2 protein-coding genes (1 of these 2 cut by a window edge) are annotated in these 15,428 nt (G+C 72.9%); both read right to left on the reverse strand.

Going from position 1 to position 15,428, the window contains the following annotated elements; all coding sequences use genetic code 11:
* On the reverse strand, positions 1-10,358 hold the start of the coding sequence (locus BLW85_RS28915) for a non-ribosomal peptide synthetase (protein ID WP_074993773.1). 13,135 nt of this gene lie to the left of the window's left edge; the window shows 10,358 of its 23,493 coding nt (coding positions 1-10,358); it begins with the start codon at positions 10,356-10,358; its stop codon lies beyond the left edge, outside the window.
* Positions 10,355-15,367: a non-ribosomal peptide synthetase gene (locus tag BLW85_RS28920; protein ID WP_074993776.1), complete on the reverse strand. Its 5,013-nt coding sequence runs from the start codon at positions 15,365-15,367 to the stop codon at positions 10,355-10,357. Before BLW85_RS28920 ends, BLW85_RS28915 begins: the two co-directional genes overlap by 4 nt.
* Between the last annotated feature and the right edge of the window lie 61 nt (positions 15,368-15,428).

Genomic DNA, 15,428 nt, shown 5'->3' on the forward strand with positions numbered 1-15,428 from the left:
TGCTCGGCGACGATCCGCTGCCAGTACGCACGGTCGCCGTCGTCCTCCAGGGACTCCAGCTCGCCCGCGATGAAGTCGGCGAACCGGACCCCGGTGGCCTCCCGGCCCGCGTCCGGGTCCCGGCCGTCGCGCACCGCGCGGTAGACGTCCAGGAGCTCCATCAGCAGCGAGTGGTGGCTCCACCCCTCCAGGATGATGTGGCTGTGGGTCAGCGCGAGCGACCAGCAGTCGGCACTCTCGACCAGGCCCGCAACCCGCAGCAGCGGTGCCGCGCCCAGGTCGAACGCGGTGTCCTCCTCACGCTTGACGAACGCGCGCACGGCGTCCCGCGTGGCCGTCTCGTCCAGAGCGGTGAAGTCCTCGACGGCGACAGGCACTTCGGCGTCCCCGTGCACCAGCTGCATGGGCACGGAGAAACCGGTCAGGGCGAGGGACGTCCGCAGGATCTCGTGCCGGGCGACGACCGTGCGGGCCGCCGCCTCCAGCGCCTCGCGGGAGAACGCGTGCCCGTCCCGGACGCGGAACGACGTGACGCGGTGGTAGTCGTCACCCGCGTTCTCGAGGAGCACCTCGACGGCCATGCCCGTCTGGACCTGCGAGAGCGGATAGGCGTCCGCCAGTCCCTCGGGTATTCGATCGCGGTCCTCAGCGGGGACCAGGGCGAAAGGGGCGGTCCCCGCCTCCTTCGGGCCGGCGGCCTCGGGGGCGGCTTCGGGCTCGGCCTGCTTCTGCTGGAGCAGCGCGAGCAGGTCGGCCACCGACGTGTTCTCGGAAAGGCCACCCGACGCGAGGTCGATACCAGCCGCACGGAGCGCCCCGGTGAGCGCCTCCGCCGCGTCGGCGGTTGCCGTACGGGAGTCCTTCTCCGACGGTGACACGCTCTCCTCCTGAGGTGCTTGAGCCGCGAGATGGCGGGCCAACTCCGCGACGGTCTGGTACGTGAAGATCGTCCGAACGGTCAGGCTGTAGCCGATCGCCTTGAGCGCACCGACGAGCGACACCGCGCGGATCGAGTCGCCACCGAGGTCGAAGAAGCTGTCCTCGACACCGACTCGCTCCAGCCCGAGAGCCGTCTCCCAGGCACCAGCGATCCTCGCCTCGTCATTTGTGCGCGGGGCTATATATGGCCTCTCCTCGCCCCGCTCGGGAGTGGGGAGGGCCTTGCGGTCGAGTTTGCCGGCGGTGTTCAGGGGCCAGGTGTCGAGTTCGACGAAGGCGCCGGGGACCATGTAGTCGGGCAGTTCCTCACGCAGGTACGCCCGCAATTCGCCTTGGTCCACGGCGTTGTTGGGGATGAGGTAGCCGACGAGCCAGGTGTCGCCTGTTTCTTCGGTGCGTGCGGTGACGGCGGCGTCCTTGACGGCGGGGTGGGTGAGGAGCCGGGATTCGATTTCGCCGAGTTCGATGCGGTAGCCGCGGATCTTGACCTGGTGGTCGGTGCGGCCGAGGAATTCGAGGGTTCCGTCGGGCATGCGGCGGGCGAGGTCGCCGGTTTTGTAGAGGCGGGTGCCGGCGGGGCCGAAGGGGTCGGGGACGAAGCGTTCCGCGGTCAACCCGGGGCGGCCGAGGTAGCCCTGGGCGACACCGTCTCCGGCGATGCACAGTTCGCCGGCCACACCGACGGGGACGGGTTCCATGTGGGTGTCGACGATGTACAGCTGGGTGTTGTCGATGGGCGCACCGATGGACACGTGCGTCGGATCGGCGGGAACCTCCCAGGTGGTGGACCAGATGGTCGTCTCGGTCGGGCCGTAGACGTTGACGAGCCGCGCCACACGGGACCGCAACTCACGGGCGAGTTCCAGGGGAAGCGCTTCGCCACCCACGAGTGCCGTGACGGAGGTGGTGCGGAACCCGGATTCCAGCAGGAGCTTCCATCCGGAGGGGGTGGCCTGGACATGGGTGACCCGCTCGGTCTCGATGAGATCGACCAGGTCCTGCCCCGACCCGGCGATGACCACGCGGTGGCCTCCGATCAGCGGCAGGTACAGCTCAAGACCGGAGATGTCGAAGGACACGGAGGTGGACGCCAGCCACGACTCCGCCGTCTCCGACCGTCCGAGTACGCGTCGGATGCCGGTGAGGAGGTTGCCGAGGGCCCCGTGGCTGATCTGGACGCCCTTGGGTCGGCCGGTGGAGCCGGAGGTGTAGAGGACGTACGCCACGGCCGCCGGGTCGACGGAACGGGGGGTCAGCGGTTCGGCCGCCGCGCCCTCGTCCACCAGGACGCGGGTTCCGTGGTGGATCTGTGCAGCCGTCTCGTGCAGGGACTTCTGGGTGAGCAGGACGGCGGGTGCGGCGTCCTCGATGATCCCGGTCAGGCGACCGGCGGGATGTGTGGCGTCCAGGGGGAGGTACGCGGCGCCGGTGCGCTGCACGGCGAGCAGGGCGACGAGGAGATCGACACTGCGCTCCAGCAGAACGGCGACGACATCACCCGCACCCACGCCAGCGGAGGCCAAAGCCCCTGCCAACCGCGCGGAGCGGTCGTCCAGTTCGGCGTACGTAAGGGACACGCCACCCGAGGTGACCGCCACCGCGTCCGGCACCCGAGCGGCCTGTCCGGCGAACAACTCCGGTACAGCACGAGCCTGTTCGTCGGTGTCGGCGGTGTTCCACCGCCGCAGGACCACCTCCCGCTCACCGAGCGGCAGGTAGACCGCCTGCGCGTCGCCGTCGAAGTCGGCGGCCATCGCCTCCAGCACCAGCCGGTACATCGCGGCGATCCGCTCCGCGTTCGCCCGCGACACCAGACGGCCGTCGGCGGTCAGGACGATGTAGCTGCCACGGGTGGCGACCATCAGCGGGAACTCGGTCGGCACCTCGTCGATGTCGCCGAGTTCGTCGACCTCTTCGCCGTCGACCTTGCTGAAGTCCTGGTAGTTGAAGTAGACGTCCAGCAACCGGCTGCCACCCGAGTCGCGCTGGATGGCGGGCAGCGGGTAGCGGCGGTGCGGCCACAGCTCGGTCTCCTGCTCGAAGACCTGGCTCACCAGCTCCCGCCAGGTGGCGGCCCGCCCCGACTCGAAGGGGAACGGGATCGTGTTGAGGTGCAGACCGTAGACGCGGTCGGCGCCCCGCAGCTCCGGACGTGTGTCGCAGACCAGACCGGTGTGGAACGCGGTCTCGCTCGTCAGCTGGCTCAGCACCTTCAGGTGCGCCGCCAGCAGGACGCTCTTCATCGACACCCGGGCCCGACCGGCGAGCGCCCGCAGCCGCTCGTCCAGGTCCCGCAGCTCGATCGGGAAGCGGTGGGCGGTGCCGGTGGCGACCGAGTCGTCACCCCAGCCGGCCGGCACGGTCAGCGTGGTGTGATCACCGACGACGCGCTGCCAGTAGGACTTGTCCGACTCCCCGGCGACGGATGCCTGTTCGGCCGCGATGAAGTCGGCGAAGCGGCTGCCACCGCTCGCCGCCGGCGCGAGGCCCCGGCCGTCCCGGAAGGCGCGGTACAGGTCCAGCAGCTCGGTGAGCAGGGCGTGGTAGCTCCAGCCCTCCAGGATCGGATGCGCGTGGGTGAAGACGAGCTGCCACTCGTTCTCGTCGGCACTCGCCAGGGCGTTGACCCGGATCAGCGGCGGGACCGCGGGGTCGAACGGCGTGGCGCGCTGCTCGTTCTCGCACTCACCGTTGTCCGGAGCGCCGACGACGACCCGCAAGTCCGCCGTCGCGTGGACGAGTTGCAGCGGTACCGAGTAGCCGGTCAGGTCGAAGCCGGTGCGGAGGATTTCGTGGCGGGTGAGGAGTTCGTCGGTGGCGTGTTGGAGTGCGGTGGGGTCGAGGGGTTGGTTGTCGCGGATGCGGAAGGCGTCGACGTTGTGGTAGGCGGCGCGTTCGGTGCCGAGGGACATTTCGACGAGCATGCCGAGCTGGACCTGGGAGACGGGGTAGGCGTCGGTGACGTCTGCGGGGAGCAGGTTCCGGTCCTGGTCGTCGATCAGTTCGAAGGGCTGGACGTAGTGGTCGGTTTCGGCGGGGTTGTCGTGTGCGTCGAGGTGGTGGGCGAGTTCGGCGATGGTGCGGTGTTCGAAGATGTCCTGGACGGCGACCTGGAAGCCGGCGGAGCGGATCGCGCCGACGAGGACGATGGCCCGGATCGAGTCGCCGCCGAGATCGAAGAAGCTGTCCTCGACACTGACCCGCTCCAACCCGAGAGCCGTCTCCCAGGCGTCGGCGATCTTCTTCTCTGCTTCGGTGCGGGGTGCGACGTACTCGGCCTGGGGCACGACGTCGGGCGCGGGCAGGGCCTTGCGGTCGAGTTTGCCGGCGGTGTTCAGGGGCCAGGTGTCGAGTTCGACGAAGGCGCCGGGGACCATGTAGTCGGGCAGTTCCTCACGCAGGTACGCCCGCAATTCGCCTTGGCCCACGGCGTTGTTGGGGATGAGGTAGCCGACGAGCCAGGTGTCGCCTGTTTCTTCGGTGCGGGCGGTGACGGCGGCGTCCTTGACGGCGGGGTGGGTGAGGAGCCGGGATTCGATTTCGCCGAGTTCGATGCGGTAGCCGCGGATCTTGACCTGGTGGTCGGTGCGGCCGAGGAATTCGAGGGTTCCGTCGGGCATGCGGCGGGCGAGGTCGCCGGTCTTGTAGAGGCGGGTGCCGGCGGGGCCGAAGGGGTCGGGGACGAAGCGTTCCGCGGTCAACCCGGGGCGGCCGAGGTAGCCCTGGGCGACGCCGTCTCCGGCGATGCACAGTTCGCCGACCACACCGACCGGTACCGGCTCCATGTGGGTGTCGACGATGTACAGCTGGGTGTTGTCGATGGGCGCACCGATGGACACGTGTGTCGGATCGGCGGGGACTTCCCAGGTGGTGGACCAGATCGTCGTCTCGGTGGGGCCGTACACGTTGACGAGCCGCGCCACACGGGACCGCAACTCACGGGCGAGTTCCAGGGGAAGCGCCTCGCCACCCACGAGTGCCGTGACGGAGGCGGTGCGGAACCCGGATTCCAGCAGGAGCTTCCATCCGGAGGGGGTGGCCTGGACGTGGGTGACGTGCTCGGTCTCGATGAGGTCGGTCAGGTCCTGCCCCGACCCGGCGATGACGACGCGGTGGCCTCCGATCAGCGGCAGGTACAGCTCAAGACCGGAGATGTCGAACGACACGGAGGTGGACGCCAGCCACGACTCCGCCGTCTCCGACCGTCCGAGTACGCGTCGGATGCCGGTCAGGAGATTGCCCAGCGCCCCGTGGCTGATCTGGACGCCCTTGGGTCGGCCGGTGGAGCCGGAGGTGTAGAGCACGTACGCCACCGCCGCCGGGTCGACGGGCCGGGGCGCCAGCGCCTCGGCCGAAGCCCCCTCCTCCACCAGCACACGCGTGCCCTGGTGAATCCCGTTCGCCGTCTCGCGCAGTGCCTCCTGCGTGAGCAGCACGGCGGGTGCGGCATCCTCGATGATCCCGGTCAGACGTCCGGCGGGATGTGTGGCGTCCAGGGGGAGGTACGCGGCGCCGGTGCGCTGCACGGCGAGCAGGGCGACGAGGAGATCGACGCCTCGCTCCAGCAGGACGGCGACGACGTCACCCGCACCCACACCAGCGGAGGCCAAAGCCCCTGCCAACCGGGCGGATCTTTCGTCGAGTTCGGCGTACGTCAGCGACACGCCACCCGAGGTGACCGCCACCGCGTCCGGCACCCGAGCGGCCTGCCCGGCGAACAACTCCGGTACGAGTCGGGCCGGTTCGTCGGTGTCCGCGGTGTTCCACCGCCGCAGCACCACCTCCCGCTCACCGAGCGGCAGGTAGACCGCCTGCGCGTCGCCGTCGAAGTCGGCGGCCATCGCCTCCAGTACCAGCCGGTACATCGCGGCGATCCGCTCCGCGTTCACCTGCGACACCACCCGGCCGTTCGCCGTGACGATGACATGGCCGCCCCGGCTGGAGACGGTCAGCGGGAACTCGGTGGGGCTGTCGTCGATCGCGGCCTCGTGGTCGACCCGCTCGGTGTCGACCTGGTGGAAGTCCTGGTAGTTGAAGTAGACGTGCAGCAGCTGACCGCTGCCGGCCAGCCGCTGCACGGCCGGCATGGGGTAGCGGCGGTGCGGCCACAGCTCGATCTCGGCGGCGAAGACCTGGGTGACCAGCTCCCGCCAGGTCGCGGCACGGCCCGCCTCGAACGCGAACGGCAGCGTGTTGAGGTACATGCCGTAGACGCGGTCGGCGCCGGGCAGTTCGGGACGGGCGTCGCAGACCAGGCCGGTGTGGAACGCGGTCTCGCTCGTCAGCTGGCTCATCACCTTCAGGTGCGCCGCCAGCAGCACGCTCTTCATCGACACATGGGCCCGACCGGCGAACGCCCGCAGCCGGTCCTCCAGGTCGGTGACCGGGACGGAGGCCTGGTAGGTGGCGCGGGGCGCGTCGGCGCCGTCGCCCCAGCCGGCCGGGACCTCCAGCGGCGCGTGGTCGGTGACGACCCGGCTCCAGTACTCCCGGTCGCCGTCGTCCTCCAGGGCCTGGAGCTCCGCGGCGATGAAGTCGGCGAACCGGGTGCCGGGCCGCTCCGGCTCCTCGACGGGGCGGCCGTCGCGGAGGGCGCCGTACACGTCGAGGATCTCCATCAACATGGAGTGGTGGCTCCACCCCTCCAGGACGGGGTGGCACTCGGTGATCGACAGCCACCAGCTGCCGTTGCCGGTGTCATGGGCGAACAGCCGCATGAGGGTGGGCACGGACAGGTCGAAGACGCGGGCGCGTTCGCGGGCCGTGTACACGCGAACGGCGTCCCGGATCTCGTCCTCGGTCAGGCCGTGCAGCGACTGGGTGCCCACGGGCATGTCCGCGATCTCGTGGACCAGCTGCATCGGGACGGAGTAGCCGGTCAGATCCAGTGACGTGCGCAGCGCCTCGTGGCGTGCCACGACGATCCGCGCGGCCTCGACCAGCGACGGGTGGTCGTAGGGACGCTCGTCGCGGATCCGGAAGCTCGTGACGTTGTGGTAGTTGTTCTGCCCGTTGTCGACGGACATCTCCAGCACCATGCCCGCCTGCACCTGCGACAGCGGGTAGGCGTCGGCCACCCCCTCCGGCAGCCGGGCCCGGTCCGCCGCGTCGATGAGCGCGAAGGGCCGCACCGGGTCGGGCACCACGGCGGGGGCGGGACGGCCGGTGAGCAGTTCGGCGAGGCGGGCGACCGTGCGGTACTCGAAGACGTCGCGGACGGTGATGTCGTGGCCGGCCGAGCGGATCGCACCGACCAGGGCGACGGCCCGGATGGAGTCGCCGCCGAGGTCGAAGAAGCCGTCGTCGACGCCCACCCTGTCCAGGCCGAGCACTTGGGCCCACACCTCGGCCAGCCGCTCCTCGGTGGGGGTGCGCGGGGCGGTGTAGGCGCCGCCGGCCCGGCGGGCGTCGCCGCTCGGGGCGGGCAGCGCGCGGCGGTCCAGCTTGCCGTTGGTGGTCAGCGGCAGCCGGTCCAGGGTGACGAAGGCGGCCGGGACCATGTACGACGGCAGCCGGGCGCCGAGCAGTTCGCGCAGCTCGGCCGGCTCGTAGGAGGTCTCCGGGACGAGCACCGTGTACGCGACCAGCTCCTTCTGGCCCGGGACGTCCTCGCGGAGCACGACCACGGCGTCACGGATGCCGTCCAGCTCCGTCAACGCGGCCTGGATCTCGCCGAGTTCCACCCGGTAGCCGCGGATCTTGATCTGTCCGTCGGCGCGGCCGAGGAACTCCAGGGAGCCGTCGGGCAGCCGGCGGGCGATGTCGCCGCTGCGGTAGAGACGGGAGCCGGGCGGGCCGAACGGGTCGGGCACGAAGCGCTCCGCCGTCAGCGCCGGGCGGCCCAGGTAGCCGCGGGCCACGCCGGGGCCCGCGACGTGGATCTCGCCGAAGACGCCGACGGGGACGGGCTCGCCCCAGGCGTCCAGGAGGTGCACCCTGAGGTCGCCGAGGGGGACCCCGATGGGGTTGCCCGCGTCGGGGCGCAGGTCGGCGGGGCCCACCTGGTAGAAGGTGGTGTGCACCGTGGTCTCGGTGATCCCGTACATGTTGAGGAGCGCCGGTCGGTCCAGGCCGAGCCGGTCCACCCACGGCTGGAGGTCCGGGACCTGGAGCTTCTCGCCGGCGAAGACGACGGCGCGCAGCCGCAGCCGGCCGACGCGCTCGTCGCCCTCGGCGGCCGCGGACACCAGCGCGCGGAACGCGGACGGCGTCTGGTTGAGGACGGTGACCCGCTGTTCGACCAGCAGGTCGAGGAATTCGTCCGGGGAGCGGGTCACCGCGGCGGGCACGACCACGAGCCGCCCGCCGTGCAGCAGCGCGCCCCACATCTCCCAGACCGAGACGTCGAAGGCGTAGCTGTGGAAGAGCGGCCAGACGTCCTCGGGGGAGAAGCCGTAGTGGCGGTCGGCGGTGGTCAGCAGCCGCAGCACATTGCGGTGGGTGAGGCAGACGCCCTTGGGGCGGCCCGTGGAGCCGGAGGTGTAGATGACGTAGATCAGCTGGTCGGGGTGGCCGGCCGCGGCCGGATTCGACTCCGGCAGCGCCGCCCACGCCGCGCTGCCGCGCTCCTGGTCGAGTACGACCAGCGGGCCGTCGTTGATGCCCTCCACCAGGGCCACGTGCGCGGACTCGGTCAGGACGGCGAGCGGCCCCGCGTCGCCGACGACGTAGCCGAGGCGCTCGGCCGGGTTGGCCGGGTCCAGCGGCAGGTACCCGGCGCCGGACTTCAGCACGCCGAGGATCGCGGGGATCAGCTCGGGGCCGCGCTCCACGCAGATGCCCACGACCAGGTCGGGGCCCGCGCCGAGGGCGATCAGCCGGTGGGCGACGCGGTTGGCGCGGGCGTTCAGCTCGGCATAGGTGAGGGCCTGGCCGTCGGCGACGACCGCGATCGCGTCCGGGGTGGCCGCGGCCCGCGCCTCGAAGACCTCGTGGACGAGCCGGGGGTCGGCCGCCTCTTCGGTGAGCGGGTCGATGAGGACGGCCAGTTCGGCCTCGTCCACGACCGTCAGCTCGGACAGCCGGGCGTCCGGGGTGTCCGCCACGGCGTGCAGCAGGCGCACCAGGTGGCGGGCGAACCGGGCGGCGGTCGACCGGTCGAACAGCGCGGTGGCGTACTCGAACTGGCCCTGGAGGGAGCCGTCGGGGGACTCCTCGATCTGCAACTGGAGGTCGAACCGGGCCACCGAGGCGGGCACGGCGAAGGGCTCCACCCGCACGCCCGGCAGGTCGTAGGCGGCGGTGCGGGACTCGTGCAGGGTGAAAGCGGCCTGGAACAGCGGGGTGCGCGACAGGTCCCGCTCGGGCTGGAGCTCGTCCACCAGCCGGGCGAACGGCGTCTCCTGGTGGTCGAAGGCGTCCAGGACGACGGAGCGGCCCCGCTCCAGCAGAGCGCTGAACCGGGGATCGCCGTCCCACTCGGCCCGCATCACCAGGCTGTTGATGCCGTAGCCGATGAGCTGCTGCAACTCGGGGCGCGCCCGCCCGGAGACGACGGTGCCGACCGCGATGTCGGTGCTCGACGTGTACTTGGACAGCAGGGTCTGGTAGGCGGTCAGCAGCACCGTGAACAGCGTGGTGCGGTGGGTGGCGGCCAGCTCCCGCAGCCTGCCGGACAACGCGTCCGGCAGGGCGAACGTCTCGGTGGCGCCCGCCGTGTCCCGCACCGGGGGACGCGGCCGGTCGGTGGGCAGTTCGAGCGGGGCCACCCCGGCGAGCTGCCGCCGCCAGTAGTCGAGGTGCGGGGCGAGCGCGGCGCCCTCCGTGCGCCCCGCCTGCCACTCGGCGTAGTCGGCGTACTGCACCTCCAGCGCGGGACCGGGCTGCTCGCCCCGGTAGCAGGCGCTGAGGTCGCGGGCGAAGATCTGGGTGGACCAGGCGTCGCAGGCGATGTGGTGGAAGAGCAGGGCGAGCACCCAGTCCTCGTCGTCCAGCCGGAACAGGCTCACCCGCAGCGGCCATTCGGCGCCCAGGTCGAAGGGCTCACGGGCGCGGGCGGCGGCCCGGGCACGGGCCTCGGCCTCCCGCTCGGCGGCGGGCAGGGCACCGAGGTCGGTGGTGGTGAACGGCACGGGCCCCGCGGGATCGACCAGCTGCACGGGCCGGCCGGCCACGAAGTCGTAGCGGGTGCGCAGGATCTCGTGCCGGGCGGCGACCGCGTCCACGGCCCGGCGCAGCGCGGCCTCGTCCAGCGGGCCGGTCAGCCGCAGCGTCAGCGGGACGATGTACTCGTGGCTGTCCGGCTCGAGCCGCTGCAGGAACCACATCTGCTGCTGGCCCGGGGACAGCCGCAGCGGCCGCTCCCGGTCGGCGCGCGGGATCTCGGGCCGGCGCTGCTCGGTGGTGCGGCCCGCCAGCCGGCGCAGCAGTTCAGCGCGCAGGCGGTCGCCGGTGGAAGAGTGCTCTGCGCCGGTGGTCATGCGGAGTGCTCCTTGGTCTGCGAGGAGTGCGGAAGGTTCGGGGAGGACCCGTCGGTGTCGGTGCCGTCGAGTTCGGCCTGGACGAGTGCCTCGACGGCGCGGGCGAGCCGGGCCGGCGTGGGATCTTCGAAGAGGGCGCGCAGCGGCAGGGCGACCTGGAACTCGTTCTGGATCGCGGAGATCAGCCGGATGCCGAGGATGGAGTTGCCGCCGCTGTGGAAGAAGTCGTCGTCCATGCCGGGCTCCTGGCCGAGCAGGCCGGCCCAGACGGCGGCGATCCGCTCCTCGACGATGTCGCGCGGACCGGTGTGCCCGGCCGCGGCGTCCGCGGCGGCGGGGTCGGGCAGCGCGGCCCGGTCGAGCTTGCCGTTGGGCGTCAGCGGTACGGCGTCGATCGCGACGAAGTCGGTGGGGACCATGTAGGCGGGCAGTGACCGGGCGCAGTGCTCGGTCAGTTCACCGGCCGACGGCGGCTGGGGTCCGGCGGGCACGGTGTACGCCGTCAGGCCCTGCCCGGCGAGGACGACGGCCTCGCGGACGCCGGGGTGGGCGACCAGGACCGACTCGATCTCGCCGGGTTCGACGCGGTGGCCGCGCACCTTGATCTGGTGGTCGACGCGGCCGAGGAACTCCACCGTGCCGTCCGGGAGCCGGCGGGCCAGGTCGCCGGTGCGGTAGAGGCGGTCGCCGGGCCGTCCGTAGGGGTCGGGCAGGAAGCGCTCGGCGGTCTGGCCGGGCCGGCCGGTGTAGCCGCGGGCGACTCCGGTGCCGCCCACGTACAGCTCGCCGACACCGCCGGTCGGCACCGGACGCAGCCCGTCGTCGAGGACGTACATCGACATGCCGGGCAGCGGACGGCCGATGGGCACGGTGCCCTCGACCGGCTCGTCCACCGGGTGCACACAGGTGCCGACGGAGCACTCGGTGGGCCCGTACTCGTTGACGAGCCGGCCCGGCCCGAGCAGCCCCAGCCAGCGGGAGGCGGCCTCGCCGGGGAAGGCCTCGCCCGCCACCACGACCACTTCGGCGAGGCCGGCCGCCTGCTCGTCGGTGAGCTGGTGGGAGAGGATCTCCAGGTGGCCGGGGGTCAGCTTCAGGAAGCTGTAGGGGGCGTGGGCGGCGAGCGTGGCCCCGAGGTCGGCGAGGTCGAGTCCGGCGGGCAGCAGGTGCAGCGGCTGCCCGGCGGCCAGCGCCGCGTACAGGTTGGGTACGACCAGGTCGTAGGCGGTGGAGGAGAACAGGGCCGCGCCGGTGCCGCCGCGGCCGGCCAGGTCGCGGACCGCCCAGGCCACGTGGTTGGCCAGGCCGCGGTGCTCGACCCGGACCCCCTTGGGCCGGCCGGTGGAGCCCGAGGTGAAGATCACGTAGGCGGTGGCCCGCGGATCGCTCCGGCGCGCGGGCGGCGCGGCCGGCAGCCGCCCCAGCAGCTCCCGGTCGCGGTCCAGGACCACGAGTTCGCCGGGGAACAGGTGTGCCACCCGGGCGCCGTGCGCCGCCGAGGTGATCAGCACGCCGGCGCCCGCGTCGGCGAGCATGGCGGCGACGCGCTCGGCGGGGTGCTCCGGGTCGAGCGGCAGGTACCCGGCGCCGGCCTTCCAGCTGCCGAGGAACGCGCCGATCAGGTCGGGGCCGCGGTCGAGCAGGACGCCGACCACCGACTCGCCGCCGACCCCGGAATCGCGCAGCCGGTGCGCGATCCGGTTGGCGGCGGTGTCCAGCTCGCCGAAGGTGACGGTCCGTTCGCCGCGCAGCGCCGGGGCGTTCGGCCGCTCGGCCGCCCGGGCCTCGATCATCTCCAGTACGGTGCGGTCCTCGGGGTCGGCGAGCGTCTCGCCGGCGCCCGCGTTGAACTCCACCAGCTGCCGGTGGCGTTCGGCGTCGTCGAGCATCTCCAGCTCGGCGAGCCTGGTGCCCGGCGCGGCGGCCGCGTGCGTGAGGAGCCGCACCAGCTGGGCGCCGAACCGCTCCACGGTGGCGTGCTCGAACAGCGCCGTGGCGTACTCCAGGACGCCGACGATCGTGCCGTCCGCCCGCGGCCGCAGAAACAGGCTGAGGTCGGTCTTGGCGATCCGCCAGGAGTCGCCCAGTTCGGCCAGCTCGCCGAAGTCGACGCCCGCGGTGGTCAGTTCGGCGTCGAGCAGGTCGAAGGCGGCCTGGTAGACGGGGGTACGGGACGGATCGCGGCCGTCCTGCACCTCCTCGACGAGCCGGTCGAAGGGCAGTTCCTGGTGGGCGAACGCGTCCAGGGTGACCGCGCGCACCCGGCGCAGCGCCTCGTCGAAGCCGAGCCCGCCGTCCATGTCGACGCGCAGCGGCAGGGAGTTGAGGAAGAACCCGACGAGGTGCTCCGTCTCCGGCCGGGTACGGCCGACGACCGGGGTGCCCACGACGATGTCGTTCTCCCCGCTGTGCCGGGCGAGCAGCGTGGCGAACGCGGTGAGCAGCGTCATGAACAGGGTGGCGCCGTGCTCGCGGCCCAGCTCGGTCAGCGGGCGGACCACGTCCGCGGGGATGGTCAGCGGGACGACGGCGCCGCGGTGGTCGCGGCGCGCGGGGCGCCGGTGGTCGGTGGGCAGCGGCAGCGGGGTGTGCCCGGCGAGCGTCTCGCGCCAGTGCGCCGCGTCCGCCGCCAGCCGGTCCTCGGTGAGCCGGGAGCGCTGCCAGGCCGCGTAGTCCACGTATCCGAAGGGGAGTTCGGGCAGGCCGGGGGAGCGGCCGGCGGCGAACGCCGCGTGCGCCTCGGTGAACTCGCGCTCCAGGATCACCGACGACCAGCCGTCGCAGGCGATGTGGTGGACGGTGATCACCAGCAGCGGGGCGCCCTGCGGGAAGCGGACCAGCACCGCCCGCCACAGCGGGCCCCGCTCCAGGTCGAAGCCGCGCGCGAACCGCTCGGCCAGCAGCCCGCCGAGCGCGGCCCGTTCGGCGGTGGTCTCGGTCAGCTCGACCCGGCCGGGCGCCGCGAGGCGCGGCCCCTGCTCCACGAGATCGGCCGGGAAGCGGGTGCGCAGCGCCTCGTGCCGCCGCTCCAGCAGATCCAGGGCCCGCTGCACGTCGTCGGTGCGGGCCCCCTCGGGCAGGTCGATCAGCAGCGGGGAGACCCACTCGGCGCCGCCCGGCTCCAGCCGGTCGAGGAAGGCGAGCCGCTGCTGGCCGAAGGAGAACGGCAGGCGGCCCTCGCGGGGTACGGCGACGAACGGCTCGTCGGCCGACGCCTCCTCGATCAGCCGCGCCTGCGCCTCCAGCGTGGAGGAGGTGAACAGGGCGGCGAGTTCGATCGCCGCGCCGGACCGGTCGCGCAGCCGCGCGGCGAGCCGGGTCAGGCTCAGCGAGGTGCCGCCGAGCTGGAAGAAGTCGTCGCCCGCGCCGGGGTCGGCCACGCCCAGCACCTCGGTCCACACCTCGGCGACGGTGCGCTCCTCGTCGGTACGGGGCGCGATGTGCTCCTGGGCGGCCGACAGCTCGGGCGCCGGGGCGGGCAGCGCGGCGCGGTCGACCTTGCCGTTCGCGGTCAGCGGCAGTTCGGTGAGCGGGACCAGCTGGGTGGGGACCAGCGCCGCGGGCAGCCGGCCCGCCAGGAACGGCCGCCAGTCGCGCGGCGGGCGCCCGTCACCGGTGACGCCGTAGGCGACCAGGCGCATGCCGCCGTCGTGTGCGGGCGCGGCGACGACCACGGCCGCCTCGACGTCCGGGTGCGCCAGCAGGGCCGCGGAGACCTCGCCCGGTTCCACCCGCACCCCGTTGACCTTGACCTGCTCGTCGGCGCGGCCCCGGTACTCCAGGGTCCGGTCCGAACGCCAGCGCACCAGGTCGCCGGTGCGGTACAGCCGGGAGCCGGGCGGCCCGTAGGGGTCCGGCACGAACCGCTCGGCGGTCAGCCCCGGGCGGCCCAGGTAGCCGCGGGCGACCCCGGCACCGGCCGCGTACAGCTCGCCGATGACACCGACCGGCACCGGCCGGCCGCCCGGATCGAGGACCAGCACCCGCATGCCGTCGAGCGGACGGCCGATCGGGACGGGACCGCCGTCCTGCCCGGCGTCGTACGCCTGGGCCGTGATGTCGATGGAGCACTCGGTCGGGCCGTACGTGTTCCAGATCCGCAGGTCCGCGCTGCCGACGCGGTCCAGCGCGCGCCGGCACAGCTCCGCGTGCAGCGGTTCCCCGGCCGAGAACAGCAGCCGCAGCGCGGACAGTTCGGCCCAGGCGGGCTCGTCGACCAGCAGCCGCAGCACCGACGGCACCACCTGGAGCACGGTGATCCCCCGGTCCGCGGCGCAGCGCACCAGGGCCGCCGGGTCCCGCTCGGCCCCCACCGGCGCGAGGACCAGGGTCGCCCCGCCGACCAGCGGCGCGAACACCTCCCAGGTGGCGGCGTCGAAGCCCATCGTCGTCTTCTGGAGCACCCGGTCGCCGGGGCCGATGCCGTGCTCGCGCACGCTCCAGCGCACCCGGTTGGCGATGCCCTCGTGGGTGACCACCACGCCCTTGGGCCGGCCGGTGGAGCCGGAGGTGTACACCGCGTAGGCGGCGCCGTCGGGGTCGGCCGGGGTGTCCGGCGCGTCGGCGGGCAGGGCGGCGAGGGTGTCGCGCCGCTCCGCCAGCCCGAGCGCCGCAGTGCCGAACAGCGTCCCGGTGGGCGCGGACTCGGTGATCACCAGGGCGAGCCCGGCGTCCGCGGCCATCCACTCCAGCCGTTCGGCCGGGTGCGCCGGGTCGAGCGGTACGTAGGCGGCGCCGGCCTTCCACACCGCCAGGAGGCTGACGACGAGGTCGAGACCGCGGTGCAGATGCACACCGACCAGGGACTCACGCGTGACACCCGAGCGGCGCAGCAGCACCGCGAGCCGGCGCGCGCGGGCGTCCAGCTCGGCGTAGCTGTGGGAGTCCCCCTGCGCGGTGACGACCGCGACGGCGTCCGGAGTCCAGGCAGTCTGCCGTGCGACGACTTCGGCGAGCGTGGCGAGATGGGCGGTGTCGGTTGCGTCGTCCTGACGGATCTGCGTGGTCATCTTGGGATTCCTCTGCTGGACAGCTGCGGCCGGACGGTGGGGCACGGCGGGTTCGGGAGCA

Origin of the sequence: Streptomyces misionensis (assembly GCF_900104815.1) — a bacterium.
Lineage (GTDB): Bacteria > Actinomycetota > Actinomycetes > Streptomycetales > Streptomycetaceae > Streptomyces > Streptomyces misionensis.

Excerpts from the sequence above, each read along its gene's own strand:
- BLW85_RS28920 (WP_074993776.1), bottom strand. The coding sequence starts at position 15,367 with ATGACCACGCAGATCCGTCAGGACGACGCAACCGACACCGCCCATCTC.